Annotated in this window: 24 protein-coding genes and 1 pseudogene; 7 read left to right on the top strand and 18 right to left on the bottom strand. The window is 51.3% G+C overall.

The genetic code is table 11. The features are described 5' to 3' along the window. Positions 1-305 precede the first annotated feature (305 nt). From OGX67_RS13185 to OGX67_RS13175, 3 genes are all read right to left on the bottom strand, one after another. Entirely contained in the window at positions 306-1,790 is a 1,485-nt protein-coding gene (locus OGX67_RS13185; RefSeq protein WP_136374376.1) for a hypothetical protein, read from the bottom strand. Between the two features lie 354 nt (positions 1,791-2,144). Then, a complete protein-coding gene (locus OGX67_RS13180) occupies positions 2,145-3,239 on the bottom strand; it encodes a hypothetical protein (RefSeq protein WP_136374377.1) in 1,095 nt (364 codons plus the stop codon). A 103-nt stretch (positions 3,240-3,342) separates the two neighbouring features. After that, positions 3,343-3,549, bottom strand: coding sequence for a helix-turn-helix transcriptional regulator (locus OGX67_RS13175; protein WP_136374378.1), 207 nt, complete (start codon positions 3,547-3,549; stop codon positions 3,343-3,345). A gap of 207 nt (positions 3,550-3,756) precedes the next feature. Here OGX67_RS13175 and OGX67_RS13170 point away from each other — a divergent pair, with 207 nt between their 5' ends. Continuing rightward, entirely contained in the window at positions 3,757-4,287 is a 531-nt protein-coding gene (locus OGX67_RS13170; RefSeq protein WP_262817493.1) for a hypothetical protein, read from the top strand. A 296-nt stretch (positions 4,288-4,583) separates the two neighbouring features. Here the strand turns inward: OGX67_RS13170 and OGX67_RS13165 are convergent, their stop codons facing one another. From OGX67_RS13165 to OGX67_RS13135, 7 genes and pseudogenes are all read right to left on the bottom strand, one after another. Beyond that, positions 4,584-5,531 (bottom strand): tyrosine-type recombinase/integrase, encoded by a 948-nt coding sequence (locus tag OGX67_RS13165; RefSeq protein ID WP_136374380.1) that lies wholly within the window; start codon positions 5,529-5,531, stop codon positions 4,584-4,586. Between the two features lie 94 nt (positions 5,532-5,625). Then, a complete protein-coding gene (locus tag OGX67_RS13160; protein ID WP_262817501.1) occupies positions 5,626-5,835 on the bottom strand; it encodes a DUF905 family protein in 210 nt (69 codons plus the stop codon). 45 nt (positions 5,836-5,880) lie between these two features. Next, a pseudogene (locus tag OGX67_RS13155) lies at positions 5,881-6,243 on the bottom strand (TA system toxin CbtA family protein); the annotation flags it as partial. Positions 6,244-6,381: 138 nt separating this feature from the next. Beyond that, the gene (locus tag OGX67_RS13150) at positions 6,382-6,813 is read right to left on the bottom strand and encodes a DUF2787 family protein (RefSeq protein WP_136374382.1); all 432 of its coding nucleotides are present in this window, start codon (positions 6,811-6,813) and stop codon (positions 6,382-6,384) included. A gap of 91 nt (positions 6,814-6,904) precedes the next feature. Next, entirely contained in the window at positions 6,905-7,393 is a 489-nt protein-coding gene (locus tag OGX67_RS13145; RefSeq protein ID WP_136374383.1) for a JAB domain-containing protein, read from the bottom strand. A gap of 22 nt (positions 7,394-7,415) precedes the next feature. Continuing rightward, positions 7,416-7,958 carry a hypothetical protein gene (locus OGX67_RS13140; protein ID WP_058691036.1) on the bottom strand — a complete coding sequence of 181 codons (543 nt, stop codon included), beginning with the start codon at positions 7,956-7,958 and terminating at the stop codon, positions 7,416-7,418. 165 nt (positions 7,959-8,123) lie between these two features. Continuing rightward, positions 8,124-8,504, bottom strand: a complete 381-nt coding sequence (locus tag OGX67_RS13135; RefSeq protein WP_136374384.1) for a hypothetical protein — start codon at positions 8,502-8,504, stop codon at positions 8,124-8,126. Between the two features lie 121 nt (positions 8,505-8,625). On the opposite strand from OGX67_RS13135, the gene OGX67_RS13130 reads away from it, so the two are divergent. From OGX67_RS13130 to OGX67_RS13115, 4 genes are read left to right on the top strand one after another with little or no spacing between them, the layout of a single operon-like run. Beyond that, on the top strand, positions 8,626-8,895 hold the full coding sequence (locus tag OGX67_RS13130; protein WP_071886589.1) for a helix-turn-helix domain-containing protein: 270 nt from the start codon (positions 8,626-8,628) through the stop codon (positions 8,893-8,895). 12 nt (positions 8,896-8,907) lie between these two features. Beyond that, entirely contained in the window at positions 8,908-9,435 is a 528-nt protein-coding gene (locus tag OGX67_RS13125; RefSeq protein WP_136374385.1) for a hypothetical protein, read from the top strand. Positions 9,436-9,487: 52 nt separating this feature from the next. After that, positions 9,488-10,006, top strand: coding sequence for a hypothetical protein (locus tag OGX67_RS13120; protein WP_136374386.1), 519 nt, complete (start codon positions 9,488-9,490; stop codon positions 10,004-10,006). After that, on the top strand, positions 10,003-10,200 hold the full coding sequence (locus OGX67_RS13115; protein ID WP_247652402.1) for a hypothetical protein: 198 nt from the start codon (positions 10,003-10,005) through the stop codon (positions 10,198-10,200). Before OGX67_RS13120 ends, OGX67_RS13115 begins: the two co-directional genes overlap by 4 nt. 303 nt (positions 10,201-10,503) lie before the next feature. On the opposite strand, the gene OGX67_RS13110 is transcribed toward OGX67_RS13115, so the two are convergent. Further along, on the bottom strand, positions 10,504-11,463 hold the full coding sequence (locus OGX67_RS13110) for a hypothetical protein (protein ID WP_286526613.1): 960 nt from the start codon (positions 11,461-11,463) through the stop codon (positions 10,504-10,506). A gap of 447 nt (positions 11,464-11,910) precedes the next feature. Further along, complete coding sequence (locus tag OGX67_RS13105; RefSeq protein WP_136374388.1) at positions 11,911-13,194, bottom strand: tyrosine-type recombinase/integrase; 1,284 nt, start codon at positions 13,192-13,194, stop codon at positions 11,911-11,913. Positions 13,195-13,411: 217 nt separating this feature from the next. Here OGX67_RS13105 and mutS point away from each other — a divergent pair, with 217 nt between their 5' ends. Then, on the top strand, positions 13,412-15,973 hold the full coding sequence (mutS, locus tag OGX67_RS13100) for a DNA mismatch repair protein MutS (protein ID WP_286526610.1): 2,562 nt from the start codon (positions 13,412-13,414) through the stop codon (positions 15,971-15,973). A gap of 109 nt (positions 15,974-16,082) precedes the next feature. Here mutS and OGX67_RS13095 read toward each other — a convergent pair whose 3' ends face one another. The 4 genes from OGX67_RS13095 to OGX67_RS13080 form a co-directional block, all read right to left on the bottom strand. Further along, positions 16,083-16,235: a Hok/Gef family protein gene (locus OGX67_RS13095; RefSeq protein WP_003034202.1), complete on the bottom strand. Its 153-nt coding sequence runs from the start codon at positions 16,233-16,235 to the stop codon at positions 16,083-16,085. Between the two features lie 240 nt (positions 16,236-16,475). After that, complete coding sequence (locus OGX67_RS13090; RefSeq protein ID WP_003840317.1) at positions 16,476-16,712, bottom strand: non-oxidative hydroxyarylic acid decarboxylases subunit D; 237 nt, start codon at positions 16,710-16,712, stop codon at positions 16,476-16,478. A gap of 10 nt (positions 16,713-16,722) precedes the next feature. Further along, complete coding sequence (locus OGX67_RS13085) at positions 16,723-18,150, bottom strand: non-oxidative hydroxyarylic acid decarboxylases subunit C (protein WP_032949915.1); 1,428 nt, start codon at positions 18,148-18,150, stop codon at positions 16,723-16,725. Continuing rightward, positions 18,150-18,743 (bottom strand): non-oxidative hydroxyarylic acid decarboxylases subunit B, encoded by a 594-nt coding sequence (locus OGX67_RS13080; RefSeq protein ID WP_003034196.1) that lies wholly within the window; start codon positions 18,741-18,743, stop codon positions 18,150-18,152. Before OGX67_RS13080 ends, OGX67_RS13085 begins: the two co-directional genes overlap by 1 nt. A gap of 158 nt (positions 18,744-18,901) precedes the next feature. Between OGX67_RS13080 and OGX67_RS13075 the strand changes: the two genes are divergently transcribed. Next, positions 18,902-19,306: a MarR family winged helix-turn-helix transcriptional regulator gene (locus OGX67_RS13075; RefSeq protein WP_003840322.1), complete on the top strand. Its 405-nt coding sequence runs from the start codon at positions 18,902-18,904 to the stop codon at positions 19,304-19,306. A 142-nt stretch (positions 19,307-19,448) separates the two neighbouring features. On the opposite strand, the gene rpoS is transcribed toward OGX67_RS13075, so the two are convergent. After that, entirely contained in the window at positions 19,449-20,441 is a 993-nt protein-coding gene (gene rpoS / locus OGX67_RS13070; protein ID WP_000081498.1) for an RNA polymerase sigma factor RpoS, read from the bottom strand. A 62-nt stretch (positions 20,442-20,503) separates the two neighbouring features. Continuing rightward, on the bottom strand, positions 20,504-21,586 hold the full coding sequence (nlpD, locus tag OGX67_RS13065) for a murein hydrolase activator NlpD (RefSeq protein ID WP_223232897.1): 1,083 nt from the start codon (positions 21,584-21,586) through the stop codon (positions 20,504-20,506). Positions 21,587-21,698: the final 112 nt, after the last annotated feature.

Genomic DNA, 21,698 nt, shown 5'->3' with positions numbered 1-21,698 from the left:
AAAATCGGCTCAAACATGAAGAAATGAAATGACTGAGTCAGCCGAGAAGAATTTCCCCGCTTATTCGCACCTTCCTTAGTTCAGAAACATACTGATAATAGGTGATACCATCACCTCTTAGTATGTTGCAGAGACTCCAAATTTTTTGAACGATCGTTTCTTGCTTCATATTTTCAATTAACTCAGGATATAGTTGCGCTCACTTTAAATGAGAATACACTATAACATAATGAAAAGATACAATAATTTAACCGGGCAACAGCCCTGTCTATGAGCTCTCAGATTTAGATAATGTATAACTTGCTTCAATGCTTTTTCTCAATCAAAAGATATGGATGGGACCAGTCAGTGACCTCTTCATATGAAACAAACCCATCGTGCTCCAGTGCGCAAACGCCCTTATGGATGGCAACGTAATCGTACACAGCCTGGCTTTCCAGCCCCTGTAACATGTGCGCAAGTAGCTTTCGGCGCATCTGCGCTGGCTGCCATGCCTGTCTGGCGCTGAAATTCTTCCAGCTACAGTTAAAATTCTGCCCCACAGCATTTTTCACGCTAAGCCCGTATCGATTTGTGGTTCCCGTCGCCAAATAATCGTCGGTCAGCCTCTTCAGATCTTCCCGCAGCGGTTGCATCAATTTTTTCCAGCGTTTGAGCACTTTTTCTGCCTTCTTATCGCCCAGAACTTTATTCAGCCTCTTCCTTACTCCACTTTTCACCGATAGGCTGACCGAACCGGCGCTAAAAATAGCGGCAAACCTGAATTGTTTTACCTCATCCGTGGTGACGCCCAGTTTCTTTGTAATGTAATCCGTTTCCAGCCGCTTCAGGTTTTTATCGGATAATCCGATACGCTGCAGCTCATGACGCAGTATCTCAAGCTGGCTGCTTTTTATATCGTAGTTATAGCCCTGCCCCAGACATGCCCATTTCATGCCTTTTGGCAGATACTGAAACCCCTTCCCCACCTCAAACGAACGCCCGCCCAGCCTAGCCGTACGATATACCTGCCGATATGAGACGATTAACGGACTCAGGCTGATAACGTCAACACCGGCTTCACAAAGATGGCTGATAAAATTGTGATAATAAACCCTGTTCACAGTGGATGGTTGCTCGTTACAGTACATCCTCAGCGCATCGATGTTAACCGGCAACGCTTCAAGCCGGTCATACACCGCTGCAACCCGCTCACGAAAGGCCTTATCAGGTATATTCCGGGTTGACGTTAAATGCCTGACTTTGCACTTTCGTAACATGGCCTGAGCAAGCCGTTCTTCCAGCGTCATCGGTCCCATACGTCTGCGGTAAACATCGGTCAGATAGCCATACCGATCTTCCAGGTTGAGATAAGCAGTTCTGTCCCCGGGAAACAGCACGTCGAGAAACCGCCGAGAAAGCGCAAATTCCCGGCATTTGTGACGTATAACATCGTGTGTAATGATTCTGATAAACCCTACTTCCTCTAGCTTTTCCAGCGCTCTTTCAAACGGTAGCTCTCTTGAGCGTCTGAATACTGCCGGAGCCACTTTTTCTCCCAGTGCATAAGGAAACGGAACTGAACAGGTCCATAGTCGGTTCCCCTTAAATTGCGACCGCTTACGCGTGTTACGGCTCGCAGTGGCGCTGCAAATAAGATGCTGCAAAAAAATAGCAATGGACATATACCACGTTGGCTTGCATCGCCCGTCACATGCGTCGTCGAATGGGACGCTAAAAATAGCCTCGCTGAAAGCATTCATCGTGCTTTCCGTGACGAGAATATTGTTTTGTGTGCAGTAGGCTTTCATTTCACTGTGCTCCGTTTTATGAACATGCTGCCTGTTTACAGGCTGTACATTTGCACAGTGAATTACGGTTGCGCTGAGTGATGTGACTCAGGCTGGCTGCACTTTTTGGGGGGCTATCTCAGGATCTGAATTTTCCTCAAAACAATGCCTTGTGGCTTGTCGCAATCTCATTGAGGGTTCTAGAGGAAGAACAGACTGGTACTGGTATATACTGTATACACCATACTATAGCCATACCCCCTGTTCAGCTGTGATGAGGCGTGCCTCACAGAATATATCAGGGGGAGCCCTTTTTTTGGTCGCCAACAGACGAGGGTGGCATCACACCCCCTCTGATATACTTCTGGCTTATCTTCAGCGGCTCCCTCGCCACTTCACGCGATTACGGTAAATCCAGTACTGAGGCTGCGCGAGAAGCCCGAGTTTTGCGAGAATGACCGGCAACTGGTCCCAGATAGCCGCAGAATCAAACAATGCCACCCGGTAATTAGCCATGACCTTGTCCACGCGTTTCCTGGCGGCCTTTGGAGCCGTACTGACAAGTCGACCATTCAGACTCGTCGCGGGTTCAAATGTGGCCCGTGCGCGTGGTACTGACATTAACACCAGCCGCTGCGCAAAATCCGGATCCAGCCAACGATCCTGGAGTACCTCCCGACGCCAGAACATCAGCCTGCTGACCAGACTGGCCATACTCGTCATCTGACTCAGCTTCAGTTGCTGACGCCCCGGCTGCAGGCGAAGTTCCAGACGTAAAAAACGCTCGAATTGTGCCTCCTCCAGCGTAATCTTTGGAGATGCATAGCGCTCCTCCACGCTCAACGACGGAGAATGGACCTTGGCGTAGACAGAGGCTACCAGCGTGGCAGAGCCCAGACGCAACCCTTCGTGTTCACCATACAAATCGTAAAACTCACCATCATGAACCTTTGCCAGACCAATCAGGTAGTCATGAAGTTTCATTCCCTTTACATCCAGTGCGTAGTGAATGGACGTCACCCATGCCTGGCGCAACCCCCTGTACAGGTACTTCCCCAGACGTCCCTTACGCCCAAGCCAGATGAACAGTCCGGTGATCTGCTCTGCTGAATAGTGCTGAGGACTCATTTCCATACGCACTGAGCCCCGCACCGTATTCGTCGGCGCAAAGTAAATGACCAGCATCAGCGGATGATGACTGGATTTGCTCTTGAGACGGATCTCCACCACGGATCGATAGAGGCCAGAACACTCCCCTTTACCGGCAGGGCGGCACCGCACGATATAGTTTCCTCCCGCTCGCAGCCCAGCCAGACGCCCGCTCAGCACTGCATTCTCGCTATCATCAGACAAATCCATTACCCAGGCGAGTTTATCAATTCGCCCATAGCACCTATTGCCGTCAGTATTTCGCCCCAGGTATACAGACCCGGAGAGATTGTCCACACGCTCACGATTAACTGTAATCATCGCCAGTTCCCTTAGCCTCACGGCCATTCATGGGCAGCAGCTATCCGTAGAGGTTGCTACTGACTATGGTGAATGACCCCCTGTACGAGGGGCTATATGAGGCTTACAGACGAGCTGCTTCAGCCAGCTCAACATTGGGCAGCCCACTGATATGCGCGTGGATATCCTCCATACGCCATGCCACCCGACGGGTACCGATGCGTACAGGCTCCGGAAAGAGCCCCGCCTTGATCTGGCGATATAGCGTTGCGCGTGATACTGGGTACATCCCGAGCACTGTCTTGATATCGAGCAGCCTGCAGTTATTCATACTTTTAACTCCATCTATCCACCCCCAGCGGGCGGCCAGCCCTCCCTTTACAAAGTTGATTTCGGCCGATTATTCATGGCGATCGCCGGTCAAAGTGTTCGCGGCCCACTTTTGGACGGTCATTCTTCGGTGTAGAATGACCGTCATTGATTTATGACGGTCCAAAAAGACCTCTGATAGTGGCAATCCGAAAGTGAGGTATGAGTTATGGGAAAAAACGAAGAAAATATGGGTGAGGCGGAGCCCAAGACGCCTAAGCAGAAAAGCCGGGAAGGGCTGGAGGAGAAATATGGAAAGCGGTTTGAAACCAACCTACATGAAGACAGCCTGGCGCGATTGCTGGAAATAACCAACTGGCTCGATGGCGAGGATTACTCAACGCTGAAGAAAGGCATGGGGAACGTATACCGGAAAGCGCTGAGTGATGTGATCAACATGGTCTACATAGACTATGTATACGAACCCGTGTCGAAAGAAGCGAAACTGCTGAAAAAACTATATCTGGAATTTCATCAATTACGTGGAACTCACTCAGTGGATGAAACTATCGAAATGTTGCGCAAGAAATACCCCTCCCCACAGTCCATCAGCCGCGGACAACCAAAGAAGAACGTAAAGTGGTCAAGCACAAGCCTAGCGCTGCTAACAAACTATCGAAGCCTGATACGGATAATGGAAAAACTGGATGGCGTCCAGCGCCCCGCCAACCCCACAAAGCGGCGCGTCGGGAACGCCTGATAAAGAACAATTCTGTCTGGCTAAGGAAGTGCTGACAAGTGAGACTATGGCGTCGTCTTGATTACAGGCATATGCTGTACCCACTTTGAGGAAAAGTATGCTGCCACGTTATCCCCCCACGCGGGGGAGTACGATAGTGTCATTCATCAGGGGTGGTGAGTTGGTCGTATTTCCCCGGCCACCCCATTGCACTGAGCCCGCCCTGGACGTGCCTTTGGGGCATCAAAAATATCTCCGGGACCCTCTGGTGAATTTAATCAGCAGGTGACGAAGGCCATCCCCCACCCCATGATGATTTACCAGCAACAGAAAGCCCTAGAGGCTCTGTCCTGCGTACCCCGGCCTCTGTAGTCATATCGGGTGGTTGTGGCGATATCGGCATGCCCCGCAAGCTGGCGTACCACGTTGAGGTCGGCTCCCTGCTCCAGCAACTGTGTGATGAACGTTCGTCTGAGGTCGTGCGGGGTGAAATAGTTCACGCCAGCGGCCTCGCGTAGCTGTGCTAACAGCCCCGTCAATCCAGTCGTGGTAAGCCTGTGTGGCCCTGGCCGGTCTGCCCGGCTGATACGACTGAACAACGGCCCTTCATGGTCTCCACGGCACTTCAGCCAGCGGCGCAGTTGCGTGCATACCTTCGCGGCAAGGTGAATATCACGACTTTTGCGCCCTTTCCCCTCCCTGACCCAGACAATCCCTGCGGCAACGTCAATATCCTCCGCATTGAGGGCAACCAGCTCACCCGCTCGCAGCCCGGCACCACACAGAAGCAACAAAATGGCCCGTTCGCGCTGACAGCGCACAGCGGAGAACGTCGCTGCCGCCGCCAGCATTGACCGAATTTCATGGCGGGCCAGCGCACGCCCCAGCCTACAACCGTCACCACTGACCCGCCTAACGTTGCGTATGCGCGCAAGCGTGTCAGCATCCATCAGACCCATACTGAACGCGCTCATGGCAACCGATTTCAGCGCCGACAGTGCCATGTTCACGGTAGCAACAGCATAGCCAGCATCCAGCATGTGCGCACGGACCAGCATCACCCCCGTGTAGTTCAGCATCTGCCAGGGATAGCTGTTGGTATCCGAGCCCGGAAGCAGGATACCGGCACAGCGCCGAAGCTGGCTTTGCATCCCCTTGCGCCCGGCAGGCGTCAGACCTGCCAGCCAAAGCTGTGCCGGGTTGATGGTGGGGACGTTTTTTTGGCGCACAGTTTCCGCACGCCTGCCCTTGCGGTTCGAGGTCATAACATCATCCTCAATACTTAAAAATGGAGTATCCCGGCCATGCAGACCGGGGAAGCCGTCAATTCATCTGGTGATGCCATTCAGCCCTGTGTGGTCACTTTTTCACACCATAACGTTGCAGATAGTGGTTAAGCCCCTGCCCGGCTCCTGACTCAAAGTTCCATGCCCGCCAGATAAGCTGACCTTCAGCATCGCGTATTGCCAGACGGAAATGGGTATGCTGGTCATCCTCAATAGCCACACGGTCATACGCCGCCATAATGGACTCCGCGTCCTGTCGGGTGAATGTGTCCGATGGTAGCAATGGCAACGGCGTGGAGGGGCTTGCTGGTACTGAGCTGTCCGGGCCGGGCCTGCGCCCCTGCGTGATGTAACTGACGACCTGATACGTTTCCCGCTTCAGGAGCCCGGTGGCTTTTCGCGCCCGGAGAACATCAATAGCAGTAATCAATGAGGAGTCAGGGTGAAAGCCCGCATGGCCCCGATCTGTGCGTACCAGGTCATACTTCTCAACGACGGTATTCAGGGCTTCCATCATGGAAACACCAGCGTCAATATGCGCCTGAATGGTGCCTTCCTCACCAAACGGCGTATCGTTGAGGGCAAGCCCGTAGTGCTGTGCCAGCAGGTGAGTCAGCAGGGTACGCCAGACATCAGCGGGCGACAGGCAGCACGATGTCACCCGTGTCGGTGAGACAGGTTGTTTTTTCATGACAGTATTCTCGTAGGTAATGTGAATGGTATTGAAAAGAAGGCGCGAACATGAACGGCAACCCGATCCGCGCTTATGGAAATCCGCCCGCCAGAAGGGAGAACGGATGTTTACCGGTGCGCCCGACAGCTCAGTGGTTCAGCTTTCCCACAGCACACGGGTGGTGTAGACCCCACTGGCGTGATAGCTCAGGAAGTTGCGCTCCCACAAGGTGTAGAGCGCCCGCGCGTCAGACGGGGACAAATCCCCTGTCCGCCAGTGCCAGACGTAGCCCTGCGACCAACTGATATCGATGATTTTCTCCAGTTCCGGGTAGACCGTGCCGACGTAGCCAAAATCGGTGGCATAGTCCAGGCACCACTCGTCCCCCTGGTGAACCAGCCGGATTTCCACCGGGTGATAACCGCCCCGCTCCGCGCTGTAGTCCGGGTCCCGGAAGTTGAGTGTAACGGCGGTGACGCGATGCTTGTGAGCGGGTATTTCTCTCGCCTCTGCCATCAGCATGTCGAACAACTGCAGACTGACAGGCAGCACAAAGCCTGCCGGCTGAATAACGGCATTGATGTTCATGGGTAAAACCTCAGTATTTACAGTTTAAAAAAACGTGAAGGGATAAAGCGGACGTGTCTTAGCGTGGATAATGTGTATTAAACCAGGTAATTCAAAGCAGGCCATGCTCTGCAAAAGAGTATGCATCATCACCACCCACAATAAGGTGGTCCACGACGCGGATATCAAGGAGTGAAAGCGCATCGGTAATTTTTTGGGTAATGAGTTTATCGGCCTGGCTCGGCTCAGGTTCACCGCTTGGGTGGTTATGGACCAGTATCACTGCGGCTGCATGATGCGTCAGCGCCAGAGCGACAATTTCGCGGGGGTACACCATGGTCTGGTTCAGCGTCCCGGTGAACAGGGTGTGGTAGCCCAGAAGATGGTGCTGCTGCGAGAGCAGTATCATTCCGAAGCTCTCCCGGGTGTCCTCTGCCAGCTTCAGCACCAGCCACTGGTGAACATCATAAGAGGACGTAATTTTTCGGCGATTGCGAAACTGGCGGGAGAGCAGCGTATGGGCAAAGCAGATAATATCCTCGCGGGACACCGGCCCGGTGGTCCGGTAAAGACCGCTCTGGTCGCAGGCGGTAAAAGCCATGGTCAGTCTCCTTCTGCAGGGGTCAGAACTCACGTTCGACGAAATAGATGGCGTCCGGCAGCAGCGTGTGGCGCTTCAGCTCCGGCTGTACGGAGAACGTATCCCTGCGCTGGCTGCGTATTCCCAAGCTGTCAAACAGGAACAGCCGGGTGGCATCGGTACGGACTACCACAGACCAGTGCCAGGATGTGCCCAGAATCACCACGCGCTGCGCCTGGTTCTCCGGCAACGCCAGCCAGTCGCTGATGTCGCTGAGTATCTGTCGGCTGCGCAGGGAGCGGTAACGGAAGGGGGTATGAAAATTCAGGGGATAATGCCGGGCGTAATGCCCTTTCAGGAGAACATCACCAATCAGGTGGTCCATTTGCTCTTCGTCCAGTCCGAGCGTCAGGAGATCAAATAAATCCCATCGTCGCTTATAGCTGCTTAGCAGACGGTACATTAATTTTTCCCGCCGTACTCTACCGTCATAAAGGTAACTGAGGGTGTTAATCAGACTGTAGATGCCACATAAATAGTCATGCTGGCCCTGACGGGACGCATGAACGTCTCGGGGAAGTGTCATTGTTGCTTTTCCAGGAAAAGTGAGGCTGTGAACAAGCCAGGATGGATTAATACAGTGGCTGAGTACGCAATGGCTGCCACTGTATTAATTATAGCAAAATCAAACAGTTATCGCAAATGATTCCTATTATCACTTATCCAGCGCAACCAGGGTATCTATCACTTGTTACTGGTTAACGTCTCCTTCAGTCAGGTCCCTCGCAACCTGAGTCAGAGCCTGCTGCAAAAGTTTATCCCTGGAGGCCGGTTTCATTGTGCGAAACAGCTGTATCCAGAGGTTGAGCTGCTCGTCTGCTGAGGTATCTGCCGCATCCCGCTCACTTTTCAGTGCCATCCCTGCCGCGCTGATATGGTACAGGAACCCCTTCCCACTGGTGCGTTTGCGGCGGATTTCCGGATGAAGGGCAGTGAGCTTTTCCAGACGTAATCGCGCCCCTTTCGCTGTGCCCGGCATCCCTTCCATTCCGGCAAACTGCTCTGCTGTAAGCCACTCCCCACTCTCCGCCATTCCGGTAACGCAGGGGTCAGTCATCTGTTCACTGCCCATAAAAATTTCACCTCTTATCAAAGCGTTAGTTAAATGAGCGCAAATAACCACAAAAGGAACTTGATAACTTCCTTTTGTTCGCTTTTAATATCTCCAGTACTAACAACCCGGAGTGAATACATTGAGTAACTCAACAGATTCGCAAAAAAAGCGAAGTAAGGGAAGTGCTGTTAACTGGCACCGGGCAGATATTGTCGCCGCCCTGCACAAGCGGGGACTTTCCCTGTCTGCTCTCTCCCGGCATCACGGGCTGGCCTCAAGGACGCTGAGTAACGCTTTTGAGCGTCACTATCCCCGGGCAGAAAAGATTATTGCTGAGGCACTGGATACCACGCCCGAAACCATCTGGCCTGAGCGCTACGCAGGCAGGTCTGTCAAAAAGGAAAGCTGAAGGGAGCGTAGAGTGGCGACCACTATTACCGAAGTAACGGAATGCTTTGAGTACCTTTTTAGTTCCCTTTACCGGAAAGCGTTTGTCAAAACCCTGCGCCTTAACGAATGCAATGAGCGGGAGCTATTACCACTGGTGCGTTGCTACCTACTGGGCTGGTTTGCTGACAGCCTCTCACCTGAGGTTAGGGGAAAACTACCGGGCAGTTTGTCCGGGCATGGCTACATTGATTTCGTCATTGACGATGTGGCTGTAGAGTTCGCCGTCCGTAAGCCGGGAGCTGCCCGTTCAACACTGTCAGCCTCCGTCAACAGCACGGAGGTGAAGAAACTGATGAAGTATGACGGCAAAGCCCTGCTGGTACTGTTCGATTTTTCTGACACGCCCTATACCGAAAAACAAATTGAGTCCTTCAGGAGCTGGCCTTCTCTGGGCCGGGGCAACCATCGCAAATCCGCGTTCAATGTCGCGTATTTCTTTGTGGAAAAACGCAGTCCTCTAACACATGGAAAAATCACCAGAAATATCCGCATCCGTTAACTGTAACGCGCATGACGGATGATGAAACGTCAATGAAAGGAGACCACCGAAGATGAAGAAAACCACTGCCATGTTGCTTCTGGCATTTTCAGGTTGTGCCGGGGCAAAAACACTCCCCGCAGAAAATTTGCAAGGGCTGTATGAGGCTTATGCCACCCTGAATACCTGCCACCAGTATGGTTACACTGGCGATGAGTCCTTAACCGCACTGGACAAACTTATCCGCAGCAATCGCTATCAGGATAATACCGGCAATATCATGACATTAACGAAGGACAATATTAACTATTACCATTCCCTTCAGGACCGCTTTATTCTTGAGCAGCAATTCAAAAGCAAAGGAATAAACCAGAGCGGTATCCGGCTCCAGATAAAAACCCTGTGCGACCAGATGAACGCCGTTGTTGGTGGGAAACTGGGTGTGAAAACCCGTGTTATTTCACCGGATGACCTTCCCGCCAGCGCAAAACCTGTTGTTGATAAACCGGCCACTAACAGTGCTCCGGCAATTCCGGAAGACCGACCGATGACATGGGAGAATAGCCCGGTTCAGGGCATTCAGGTTCAATGAGGGGTAACACAATAAAGAAGCATATTATTACCGCACTGCTCATCACAACGACATCCGCCCCGGCGCTGGCTGCTTACCCGGCAAGCCAGCCTGCTCAGGCCGCAGAAGTAATGGTCAGAATGTGCCAGCAGCAACGCACCGGCATGGATAAGAACAAGGCTATCAGTAAAGTCTACGACACCGTGAGCGATTAGCCCATAGCCTCAACAACAGAGGTTGCTGCGGCGATGGACGAGGGGTGGAGTTTCGCGGTAAAGAATCGCGGGACCAAATGCGACCGGATTTATCCCGTGATGATTGACATGCTTGTCAGAAAAAAGGGGTGAGCAACCAAGCCTAACTTAAGCTGGCAAGACCAATCTGCATTAGTTTATCTGGCAATGTGTCCTCCTGCAGGACTCGATTATTTCAAACCGTCGGCTATGAGCGAAGAGTTAACATTAGAAGGCCGCATTCACCGGAATAACCGATGAATGCCTTGTAAACCATTTTTTATTTTAAAACGTAACATTGTATAAATGCTTATTTTTAAGCTTATCGTTTTCTTCTACTTTTCGCCCAAGGTAAACAAACTCCATTATGTCATTGAACTCCGTATTCTCAGAACTGTCCTGATCGAGAACTCCAACATCTAAATAAAGTTGTTTTGCTTGCTCAAAGTTATTGTAAAGCAACCCTTGCTGCTCAAGAATTGAGGATACTTCTTCTATACGTTCCAAGCAACAAATGTACATATTAGCAGGAGCATTTGCTACAACTAACTCCGCCTGTAGTTTTCCATGAACAGATTCAATATCAGCAATAGCTTCAGGTGTATATGGTAACGTGCTAGATAACTCACATTTTCTTTGATTTAGCCAATTCAAAGCATCATTTTTGTCATACGCTTTAAGCAGTACTAAACATAACTTATCAATAACTAACAGATTGCTCTTGTCATTTTCATATAGATTTTCGAGAACAATACATCTAATAATCGGAGGAAGTATAGAAAAGGCTCTTACAACTTCATTACTGGAACCAAATTTATATTTTTTGAAGTACAATACAAACAAGCCAGCATATAAATTAAACAATGCGTTAATTGCAGAGTCTACATCACAATCAGAAATAGGTGATGGGTTTTCCGTATGAGTGCATTTATTTCCGAGTTTCTGCAGTTTTCTTACGGCTTTCATTAAAAGCTTATCATTTGAACTTGCAACCTTTAACGCCTTGATGACCTCAAAATCACCGAGCGTAACTTGCGTACCTTGAGGAATGTCTAGTAATTTCCGTATGACAACTTCTGAATATTGTCTAACTGTAGAAATCTTACCTCTATTTGATCTGGACTCGATATAAAAGGCATCGTTAATTAAATCCTTAACCAAATCTTCATATACTTTATTTTTAAATTTCATTTTGTGCATCCGTAAATGTATTTTTTTAACGGCTAATATTTTAACATCCCACATTTACGCTTAACCTTTCAAACCAGTTTGGTCATGCTGTAAATGACTACTTAAGATCATACATTTATTTGCATTTGTCTAGTCCTTATTTTTAGGGTATCACGTACGCATGTTATCCAGCAAAAGAATACTGATAGTTCATTTTAAATTTGCTGTAGTTACTGTTCGCATACATGGTAAAGTAAAAAAAATAAGCAGAGGCAGCTTATTTTTGCACACTATGGGCAAGCCTGACTATGTCTGCTTCATCCTGTGAGTTCAACCTATGGATACAACACATTGGCTAATCGCGAATACTATATTATCAGCAAGTGATGCTACAGAAATAACTATTTCAAGTGTCTTAATAACCTGTTCTGGTACCACTGCATTGGTCACGCAGGACTGCAGTTAAACCATTGGCGATTCCGCCACTACGTCAGCAGAAATGTCACTACTACCGCGACCCAATCAATCCAGAAGACTATCTAAATAATCAGCCCATATCTGCAACCATTTTTCACACTCAGCGTCATATTTATATAGATTATAAATACCTTCTACCCCGCCTTTTGTATGCCCAAGAACGGCCTCTGCTACTTCATTGGGACATTGTAATCGTGATAACCCTGTCCGTACCGTCCGTCTTAGATCGTGAGGCGTCCAACTCGGTATATCCAGCATTTGCCCCTGCTCACGCATACGCCAGGCATTCTCGGTAAGATATTTCTGCTGTATAGGTAATTTTGTGCGAGAAGAAGGGAAAAGATAGGTATCAGAGCTAAGCCGCAGAACCTTCAAAAAGTTGATGGCTTGAGTGGACAATTGCACATAGCGCTCAATGCCTGTTTTGGTTTCTCTTAGATGAATGGTGCCTTTTCCAAGATCAACATCCTTCCATGCCATATTGCAGACTTCACCGGTACGACACCCGGTCCAGAGAGTCAGACGTAACACGTTTTTGATCGTTGGCGTATAAGCAGAGCCCGGAAGCCATTTAAGAAATTTAGCGAGCTCGTCCTCGCTCAGTACTCGTGTTCCACGTCCATTTGTGAGCTTGATTCTTGTCTGTCGTAAGCTGGATTTTGCTAGCAACGCTGGATTCGCAAAACTGTCATCAAAGCGCCCAAGGCCAATTGCAAATTCATATGCGAGTGAAAGCTCCCTCAGTACATTCCCTGCCTGTACCGTTGCACCTCGAGCTATAATACCATTGATTAAATTAATGATATCCTGGCGCGTAATATCAGCCGCATTCCGGGTTCCTAAGCTTTTAACAGCGTCACCATAGAGAGTACGACGAACCTCAGCCTGTCCTTTCGGCTTTCTGGCACCTGGAATGACCTTCCCGTCCTTCGTTTTACGATCCTCAATACGTTCAGTAAGATACAGTTCAACTAATCCCTGTACGGTCAATTCAGGGATCTTAGCCTGTTCAGCTTCAATCGCACGCTGGAGCTTATCTTGCTTAAGCTCTGACGCAGGACACCGACCTTCCTGTCGGAGAAGCTTTAATTCGTGAAGTTTAAGACGTGCAGCGGCGAGAGAAGTCTGCGGGAAGTTACCAATTTTAACCTGAGCAAGCTTGCCAGTCAGAGGACTTGTGTAACGGTAGAAAAAAGACTTAACCCCAGTTGCACCGCAGGAGACACGTAAGCCACGATTTTCGCCTACATCAGCCTTATCTTTGTCTCCAGGCTTCATCATTTCTACCGCTTTAAACGAAAGTGGCTTTCCCTCTTGTTTTCCTACCATAAAGACTCCGTTATCATGCACCTTATGCAGTCATGAACATAAATGTAGGTTGCGCTGTATGTGCCCATATTTTACCAGGCTATAGGTTGGCAAGCTACACTTTAACCTACATTTAAATGTAGGATTTCATGATATTCGATGAGACACCGTGAAACCTAATGATAACCACAAAAATCACTAACTCATTAAAAATTAAGAAAATGGACATCACAAACCGATGAGTACAATAGAAAACTTAGACTCTCACACCCCAATGATGCAGCAGTATCTCAAGCTAAAAGCCCAGCATCCGGAGATACTGTTGTTTTACCGCATGGGCGACTTTTACGAACTGTTTTATGACGATGCGAAACGCGCGTCTCAGCTGCTTGATATCTCCCTGACCAAACGCGGCGCATCAGCAGGCGAGCCTATCCCGATGGCGGGTATTCCTCACCATGCGGTAGAAAACTACCTCGCCAAGCTGGTCAATCAGGGGGAATCTGTCGCTATTTGTGAGCAAATCGGCGATCCGGCAACCAGCAAAGGCCCGGTTGAGCGCAAAGTGGTGCGTATCGTCACGCCTGGCACCATCAGTGATGAAGCGCTGTTGCAAGAACGCCAGGACAACCTGCTGGCCGCTATCTGGCAAGACAGTAAAGGTTACGGCTACGCCACGCTGGATATCAGCTCCGGGCGTTTTCGCGTCAGCGAACCGGCCGACCGCGAGACCATGGCCGCAGAATTGCAGCGCACCAATCCCGCTGAACTGCTGTATGCCGAAGATTTCGCTGAAACATCACTGATTGAGGGGCGTCGCGGATTGCGTCGTCGTCCACTATGGGAATTTGAAATCGATACTGCTCGCCAGCAACTAAACTTGCAGTTTGGCACGCGGGATCTGATTGGTTTTGGCGTGGAAAACGCCCCGCGCGGATTATGTGCTGCTGGCTGTCTGCTGCAATACGTAAAAGATACCCAGCGCACCTCGCTGCCGCATATTCGTTCTATCACCATGGAACGTCAACAGGACAGCATCATTATGGATGCCGCCACGCGCCGCAATCTGGAAATTACCCAGAACCTGGCGGGCGGCGTTGAAAACACACTGGCTTCAGTACTCGACTGCACCGTGACGCCGATGGGCAGCCGTATGCTCAAACGCTGGCTGCATATGCCGGTCCGTGACACCAGAGTCCTTATCGAGCGTCAACAGACTATCGGCGCACTACAGGATTCCACCAGTGAATTGCAACCCGTGCTGCGTCAGGTCGGCGATCTGGAACGTATCCTGGCGCGTTTGGCCCTGCGTACTGCGCGTCCGCGCGATCTGGCCCGTATGCGTCATGCCTTCCAGCAATTACCGGAACTGCGCGCGCAACTGGAAAGTGTAGACAGTGCCCCCGTGCAGATGCTGCGCGAGAAAATGGGTGAGTTTGCTGAGCTGCGTGAACTGCTGGAACGCGCTGTTGTGGAAGCTCCGCCAGTGCTGGTTCGCGACGGTGGCGTCATCGCCCCGGGCTATAACGAAGAATTGGACGAATGGCGAGCGCTGGCTGATGGCGCAACTGACTATCTGGACAGACTGGAAATCCGTGAGCGCGAGCGCACCGGTCTGGATACGCTGAAGGTTGGGTTTAACGCCGTTCATGGCTACTACATTCAGATCAGTCGCGGGCAGAGTCATCTGGCGCCGATTAACTATGTGCGTCGCCAGACGCTGAAAAACGCCGAACGCTACATTATTCCGGAACTGAAAGAGTACGAAGACAAAGTTCTGACGTCAAAAGGCAAAGCTCTGGCGCTGGAAAAACAGCTATACGATGAGCTGTTCGACATGCTGTTGCCGCACCTGGCTGATTTGCAACAGAGCGCCAGCGCGCTGGCGGAGCTGGACGTACTGGTCAACCTTGCAGAACGCGCTTATACCCTGAATTACACCTGCCCGACCTTCACCGATAAACCCGGCATTCGTATTACTGAGGGACGTCATCCGGTGGTTGAACAGGTGCTAACCGAGCCGTTTATCGCCAACCCGCTTAACCTCTCGCCTCAGCGACGGATGCTGATCATCACAGGTCCGAATATGGGGGGTAAAAGTACCTATATGCGCCAGACCGCGTTGATTGCGCTGTTGGCCTACATCGGCAGCTACGTTCCGGCGCAGAAAGTGGAAATAGGCCCGATCGATCGGATCTTTACCCGCGTGGGCGCGGCGGATGATCTGGCATCCGGTCGTTCTACCTTTATGGTAGAAATGACCGAAACCGCCAACATTCTGCATAACGCCACCGAGAACAGCCTGGTACTGATGGATGAGATTGGACGCGGCACCTCCACCTACGACGGCCTGTCGCTGGCATGGGCGTGCGCGGAAAACCTGGCCAATAAAATCAAAGCATTAACGTTGTTTGCCACCCACTACTTCGAACTGACTCAGTTACCGGAAAAAATGGAGGGCGTCGCGAATGTGCATCTGGATGCGTTAGAGCACGGCGATACCATCGCCTTCATGCACAGCGTACAGGATGGTGCGGCGAGCAAGAGCTATGGTCTGGCAGTAGCTGCCCTGGCAGGCGTGCCGAAAGAGGTTATTAAACGCGCGCGGCAAAAACTGCGCGAACTGGAAAGCATTGCGCCAAACGTTGCCGCGACCCAGGTCGATGGTACACAGATGTCGCTGCTTTCAGTGCCTGAAGAAACCTCGCCCGCCGTTGAAGCGCTGGAAAACCTCGACCCGGATTCACTAACGCCTCGCCAGGCGCTGGAGTGGATCTACCGGTTGAAAAGTCTGGTGTAACGTTGTAATGCCCGATGGCGCTTTGCTTATCGGGCCTACGGCAACGCGAGAATGGGTGCAAGAGGACGAAACCGGACTATCAGGACGCGGGGTTTCCCCCGCGTTGTTGCTACTTCTTCGGTTCGTAAGCGAGAACAGCTTTAAACTCCATACCACGTTCTTTAATACTTAACTCGCACAACGAATCTCGCACCATTAACGTGAATCCCAGCGCCGTGAAACACAGCACTACAATTGCCACAAGGGCATATTTTGTCAGCATGTCTTGCCTCCCTGCAAAGAAGAGACTAACATCCAAATTGTTCAGGTTTGTACGCTAGCCTCAGGTTGATAGAACTATCTCCTGGGGCTTTTGTCTTTCCGGGACCTTGACAATGCTCAAAGCCCAAAAAGCCTCAAGCACCCGCCGCTATTCTATTCCCGATGCCGCTGTAACAAATCAATTTATCAATACGTTACGAGTCTGCTCGCAAAAAAGACCCGGAATCCCGGGCCTTCAGTATTAGCGCTTACCTTCCGCCAGCAGCGGTGGAATACTCGGCACCATCGGTGCATCATCCATATCTTTTTGCGTCATACGAAACGCCTCCGGGTAGTGCTCGCGGCTGGTACGACGTAGCGGTTCAGTATTACGCCAGGTGTACAGACAATGCTGGCACTGATATACCGTCCAGACACCTTTTACCGGCGAGTTTGCCATCACTTCAATATGTTCATCGGCACAACGTGGACAAATCATCTGCTACTCCTTATTTACGGTTGGCCAGCATGGCGGTCAGTTTTTCTGCCCAGGCTTTCGTTTCCGGTAAATCACATACCGGCTGGCTGTAGTGCCCACGGTTATCCGGCGCGACCGGCGTGGTGGCATCAATAATTAACTTGTCGGTAATCCCCGCCGGACTGGAACCCGGATCAAGCTCCAGCACCGACATATTTGGCAGTTGCACCAGATCGCCCGCCGGATTGACCTTCGAAGACAGCGCCCACATCACCTGCGGCAGGTTGAACGGGTCAACATCCTCATCAACCATAATCACCATTTTCACGTACCCCAGGCCATGCGGCGTCGTCATTGCGCGCAGCCCCACCGCGCGGGCAAAGCCGCCGTAGCGTTTTTTGGTGGAGATAATCGCCAGCAAACCGTGGGTGTACATGGCATTCACCGCCTGCACTTCCGGGAACTCGGCTTTCAGCTGTTGATACAGCGGTACGCAGGTTGCCGGCCCCATCAGGTAGTCAATCTCCGTCCACGGCATCCCCAGATATAGCGATTCAAAAATCGGTTTGGTGCGATAAGAGACTTTATCGATACGTACGACCGTCATATTACGTCCACCGGAATAGTGCCCGGTAAACTCGCCAAACGGCCCTTCGATTTCACGCTTACGGCTTTCAATGACCCCTTCGAGGATCACTTCCGAACCCCAAGGCACGTCAAAGCCGGTGAGCGGTGCGGTAGCGATCGGGTACGGGCTTTCACGCAGCGCTCCCGCCATTTCGTATTCCGACTGATCGTACTTCAGCGGCGTGGCCCCCATCAGGGTAATAATCGGATCGTTACCCAGCGTGATGGCAATCGGCAGATCTTCACCGCGCTCTTCAGCTTTATGCAGATGCAGCGCGATATCATGCATCGGCACCGGCTGCAGGCCAAGCTTGCGTTTGCCCTTCACTTCCATACGATAAATGCCGACGTTCTGTTTGCCGAAGTTGTCCGGATCCAACGGATCGCGCGACACCACGCAGGCTTTATCAAGATAGAAACCGCCGTCACCATCGTTCAGACGAAACAGCGGCAGAATATCAAACAGGTTGATCTCCTCACCATCAACACAGTTTTCAGCCCACGTCGGGTTGGCACGACGCTCCGGTGTAACCGGAAATTTATCCCAACGGCGAATAAACTCATCAATTTGTTTTTTCACCGGCGTATTTGGCGGCAGGCCTAATGAAATGGCATGATTCTGCCATGAGCCGATGGTATTCATCACCACGCGGGCGTCGGTAAAACCACGAATATTGTCAAACCACAGCGCTGGCGCACCATCACCAATACGTCCGGTCGCGTTAGCCGCCGCAGCCAGATCCGGCTCAGCGTTGACTTCTTCACTGATTTTCAGCAATTGTCCCTGGTCGTCCAGCGCTTGTAAAAAGCTGCGCAAATCATCAAATGCCATTATTCATTCTCCTGTGAAAAATTCTGCGCCTGCCGTAAACCCTGCCAGCGACGGGCGTTTGGATGCTCCAGACCAAACTGATCGAGCACACGCGCAACGATATGCTGAGTGATGTCATCGACCGTTTGCGGGTGGTTGTAAAACGCGGGCATCGGCGGGACCATCGCCACGCCCATGCGGGAAAGTGCGAGCATGTTTTCCAGATGAATAGTGCTGAGCGGCATTTCACGCGGAACCAGAACCAGCTTGCGCCCTTCTTTCAGCACCACATCAGCAGCGCGCCCCACCAGTCCTTCCGCGTAGCCTGCTCGAATACCGGCCAGCGTTTTCATACTGCAGGGGATAATGATCATGCCGTCAGTACGAAACGATCCTGAGGATATGGTCGCCGACTGGTCCGCCGGGTTGTGGCAATAATCGGCCAACGCCGACACATCACGGACGCTGTACGGCGTCTCCAGTTCAATAGTGGTTTTGGCCCACTTTGACAGCACCAGATGGGTTTCTACCCCCGGCATTTCCCGCAGCGCCAGCAATAGCGACACACCAAGCGGTGCGCCGGTCGCCCCGGTCATTCCTACAATCAGTCTCATTTCGCCCTCAATTTTGTTCGTGTACGAACATTTTGATTAAAATACTCCCTCGATGCATTCCGGACAAGAGCACCTCGCACAGATTGCTAAAGCAGCAATGGTTAAACTATGACGCGTTACCCGTTAAGATAGAGACTGACAGATATTCCGGAGCTCTCATGCCGTTAAGAAACACAGCCTTTCACCTTTTACGTCAGCTTTTTCAGCAACATACGGCTCGCTGGCAACATGAATTACCGGATCTGACCAAACCGCAGTATGCGGTGATGCGCGCCATTGCCGAGCATCCCGGCATTGAGCAGGTCGCCCTGACCGAAGCCGCAGTCTGTACCAAGGCAACGCTTGCGGAAATGCTGAGCCGGATGGAAAAACGGGAGTTGGTCAGACGTGAACACGACCCGGCGGATAAGCGTCGGCGATTTGTTTATTTGACCGCGCAAGGAGAAGCATTACTGACCAGCGCAACCCCGTTAGGCGATAGCGTGGATGATGAGTTTCTGGGGCGATTATCTGATGAAGAACGTGAGCAGTTCACACGTCTGGTGCGTAAGATGATGAACTAATCTGCCGGATGGCGACATAAATGTCTTATCCGGCCTACAAAGTCCTGCTCCCCGTAGGCCTGATAAACGCAGTGCCATCAGGCAACAAACATAGAAAAAGGCCAGTCTCAATGAGACTGGCCTTTCTTGATAGAACTTGTGCTTACTCGCGGAACAGCGCTTCGATATTCAGTCCCTGAGTCTGCAGGATTTCACGCAGACGACGCAGACCTTCAACCTGAATCTGGCGAACACGTTCACGGGTGAGGCCAATTTCGCGGCCCACATCTTCCAGTGTCGCAGCTTCATACCCCAGCAGACCAAAGCGACGTGCCAGTACCTCACGCTGTTTGGCGTTCAGTTCGAACAGCCATTTGACGATGCTCTGTTTCATATCATCGTCTTGCGTGGTGTCTTCCGGGCCGTTTTCCTTTTCATCGGCCAGAATATCCAGCAACGCTTTTTCGGAATCGCCACCCAGCGGGGTGTCTACCGAGGTAATACGCTCGTTGAGTCGGAGCATACGGCTGACGTCATCAACCGGTTTGTCCAGTTGTTCAGCAATCTCTTCTGCGCTCGGTTCGTGGTCCAGTTTATGCGACAACTCACGCGCGGTACGCAGATAGACGTTCAGCTCTTTTACAATGTGAATTGGCAGTCGGATCGTACGGGTTTGGTTCATAATCGCCCGTTCGATCGTCTGGCGGATCCACCAGGTTGCGTATGTTGAGAAGCGGAACCCGCGTTCCGGGTCAAACTTCTCGACTGCACGGATCAGTCCCAGATTGCCCTCTTCAATCAGGTCCAGCAATGCCAGACCACGATTGCCATAACGACGAGCAATTTTCACCACCAGACGCAGGTTACTTTCAATCATGCGACGGCGGGATGCGACATCCCCACGCAGTGCGCGACGCGCAAAATAAACTTCTTCTTCGGCTGTTAACAGTGGCGAATAACCAATCTCACCAAGGTAAAGCTGAGTCGCGTCCAACACACGCTGTGTGGCCCCCTGCGATAACAGCTCTTCTTCAGCCAGGTCGTTATCACTGGGTTCCTCTTCACTCAAGGCTTTTTCATCAAAAGCCTCTACTCCGTTCTCATCAAATTCCGCATCTTCATTTAAATCATGAACTTTCAGCGTATTCTGACTCATAAAGGTGGCTCCTACCCGTGATCCCTAACGGAACTAGCACGTGAAAGCCTGGTTCCGCCGAATTATCGCTGCGGTAAATAACGCAGCGGGTTTACGGATTTCCCCTTGTAACGAATTTCAAAATGCAAGCGTGTTGAACTGGTTCCGGTACTACCCATGGTAGCTATTTTCTGCCCCGCCTTGATTTCTTGTTGTTCCCGGACCAGCATTGTATCGTTATGGGCGTAGGCACTCAGGTAATCATCGTTATGTTTGATGATAATAAGATTACCGTAACCACGCAGCGCGTTACCGGCATAGACGACGCGTCCATCTGCGGTCGCGACAATAGCCTGTCCCTTGCTGCCTGCAATGTCGATCCCTTTATTGCCACCTTCGGTAGCCGCAAAGTTTTCGATCACTTTGCCGTCGGTCGGCCAGCGCCAGGTAGAGATTGGCGAGCTGGTTGACGTTGAGCTTGCAGTTGATTCGGTTGCGCTAACTGCCGGAGCCGTTACAGGCGCTGTGACCACAGTCCCAGCAGGCTTGTTGTTCGGCAACATTTTATTAGCACTTTGTTCACCTGAATCCTCAGAATACGTAATTGTTGGTTTCGAAGCAACAGCAACGGTGGAATTTTGTGCAGGGTTGGTCACAACTCCTTGCTGTGCTGCATCCGCCTGGGTGATGGCATTTCCACCGGTAATCGGTGCGCCAGACGCATTGCCCACTTGCAGAGTTTGACCGACATTCAGGCCATACGGGGCCGGAACGTTATTGCGTTGTGCGAGATCACGGAAATCGTTCCCGGTAATCCAGGCAATATAGAAAAGGGTATCGCCTTTCTTAACAGTATAGGTACTGCCGCCCGTATAGCTACCTTTCGGAATGTTCCCATACTTACGATTGTACACAATACGACCGTTTTCCATCTGCACAGGTTGTTCCGCAACAGGCTGGATCTGTGTTGACTGTGTGGTCGGACGCTGCACCGGCTGGATCTGCGGCGTTTGCTGTACTGTCGACGTCGAGCCCATTTTTGGTGGAGGCGTAATCAGCATACCGGAATTGGTGTTCGTTGATGCACCGCCATCAACGGAACTGACCGGTGCAGGTGGATTCGAGGTATTTGAACAACCTGCCAGCCATAATGAAACCAGTGACAATGCCGCAATGCGGCGAACGGTAAATTTGTGGCTTCCCGCGCTCATTTATCCCCCAGGAAAATTTGGTTAAAACCAGTGACGTAATCACCGTGCAAGGCATCGGACTGGGCAC

It is taken from the genome of Citrobacter sp. Cf118 (assembly GCF_030334095.1).
Taxonomy (GTDB): domain Bacteria; phylum Pseudomonadota; class Gammaproteobacteria; order Enterobacterales; family Enterobacteriaceae; genus Citrobacter; species Citrobacter freundii.
The sequence above is the reverse complement of the archived record's forward strand: the minus strand, read 5'-3'. Positions and strand labels throughout refer to the sequence as shown.